This window comes from Stenotrophomonas sp. HMWF003 (genome assembly GCF_003061285.1).
Lineage (GTDB): Bacteria > Pseudomonadota > Gammaproteobacteria > Xanthomonadales > Xanthomonadaceae > Stenotrophomonas > Stenotrophomonas maltophilia_AP.
In genome coordinates this window covers 12,301-13,910 of the sequence record NZ_QAIW01000394.1, presented here as the reverse complement: position 1 = coordinate 13,910, position 1,610 = coordinate 12,301, and the positions used below count along the sequence as shown (strand labels likewise).

Below are 1,610 nucleotides of genomic sequence, written 5' to 3'. Positions count from 1 at the left end.
TAGTTGGACGGATCGGCGAGCTGGAAGCCCTGCTGGCGGATTTGGACCGGCAGCTCGCCGATCCGTCCAACTACGCCGACAGCACCCGCATGGCCGTGCTCGGCCGCGACCGCGAAGCCACCGCCACGCTGCTCAGCAAGGCCGAGCAGACCTGGATGGAACTGCTGGACGCGTAAACGGCATGCCGACCAACGGTCGGCATCTACCGGGCAAGCGGTGCCGGCGGGCAAGCGCGTAGCGCCGGGCTCTGCCCGGCTGCTTCGCCGGGACGCAAAAACGAGGCGCCGGTGGGCTCGCCTTTCCGTCACGCAAGCCGGGCAGAGCCCGGCTCTACGGGGGCGGCGCCGTCCTGCGCCTCCAACCATTCCCGGAACCGCCGCGCTGCATCGCTTTCGGCGCGCGAGCGCAGGCGCGTCAACCAATATCGCCCCAGGTCCAGAGTTTTCGCGAACGGCTGGACCAGCCGTCCCTGCGCCAGGTCCTGCTCGAACATCTTCAACGGCAGCAGCGCCACGCCCGCACCGGCGGCGGCTGCACTGGCCAGCGTCAGCGACGAATCGAACACCGGGCCGCGCGCTTCCAGCTCCGCCACCCCGGCCGCCTGCAGCCAGCGCGGCCATTCGTCACTGCGGTACGAACGCAGCAACGCCACGTTGGCCAGGTCGCGCGGGTCGCGCAGGGTGCGCGCCAGCGCCGGCGCGCACAGCGGCGCGAACGGGGCGTCCAGCACCGGCGTGCTCACCTGACCCTGCCAGTCGCCATCGCCAAACCGGATCGCCAGGTCCAGGCCTTCACCGGCCAGGTCGATGCGGTTGTTGTGGGTCTGCACGCGCAGCTCGATATCTGCATGGCGCGCGGAAAAATCGGCCAGCCGCGGCAGCAGCCAGCCGGTGGCGAACGTGCCGACCACGCCCACCCCGAGCACGTCGCGGAAATGTCCCCCGACGAACCGGTCCAGGCTCACCGCGATGCGGTCGAAAGCCTCGTTGAGCACCGGATACAGCCGCGCGCCTTCATCGGTGAGCGCCACCCCACGCGGCAGGCGGTTGAACAGCGACACCCCGAGCCGGTCTTCCAGCGCCCGGATCTGGTGGCTGAGCGCGGCCTGGCTGACGCACAGCTCCAGCGCGGCCCGGGTGAAGTTCTGGTGGCGGGCGGCGGCCTCGAAGGCGCGCAGGGCATTGAGCGGCAACTGGGGGCGGAGCATGCGGGGGAGCCGTGAGCTGGAGTGATGGAATCATCGCATTCCTATGGCGAGGTGTGCCGCCTTGCATGAATATCCATCCGGTTTTTCAGTGACGTCGCTTTTTGTCGCATCTGACACACATTAGGTCACGTTATGGCTTCCGCTGAAAATGGTTGCTGGTGACCAGACCGGGGCGCTGGCAATACTCTGCCTTTACCACGGAGGACCCGCATGCTCGCTCGACGTCATTTCCTGCAATGGACCGGCGCTGCCGCCGTCTCGGCGATCGCCGCCAGCGCGTTTGCAAACACCCCCGACGTGGCGGCCGCGCCCCGGCCCACGGCCCGCGATTTCGCCGCGCTTGAAGCGGCCAGTGGCGGCCGTCTGGGCGTCACGCTGCTGGACACCGGCAGCGGCCAGCGTT

The 1,610-nt window shown here is 69.0% G+C and carries 2 protein-coding genes and 1 pseudogene; 2 read left to right on the top strand and 1 reads right to left on the bottom strand.

Going from position 1 to position 1,610, the window contains the following annotated elements:
• Positions 1 to 176, top strand: a 176-nt coding sequence (locus DBR34_RS16890) for an ABC transporter C-terminal domain-containing protein (protein WP_146186870.1), incomplete at its 5' end; no start/stop codon positions are given.
• A gap of 128 nt (positions 177 to 304) precedes the next feature.
• Here DBR34_RS16890 and DBR34_RS16885 read toward each other — a convergent pair.
• The gene (locus DBR34_RS16885) at positions 305 to 1,207 is read right to left on the bottom strand and encodes a LysR family transcriptional regulator (protein ID WP_128097650.1); all 903 of its coding nucleotides are present in this window, start codon (positions 1,205 to 1,207) and stop codon (positions 305 to 307) included.
• Positions 1,208 to 1,417: 210 nt separating this feature from the next.
• Here DBR34_RS16885 and DBR34_RS23625 point away from each other — a divergent pair.
• Positions 1,418 to 1,610, top strand: a pseudogene (locus tag DBR34_RS23625) (class A beta-lactamase); the annotation flags it as partial.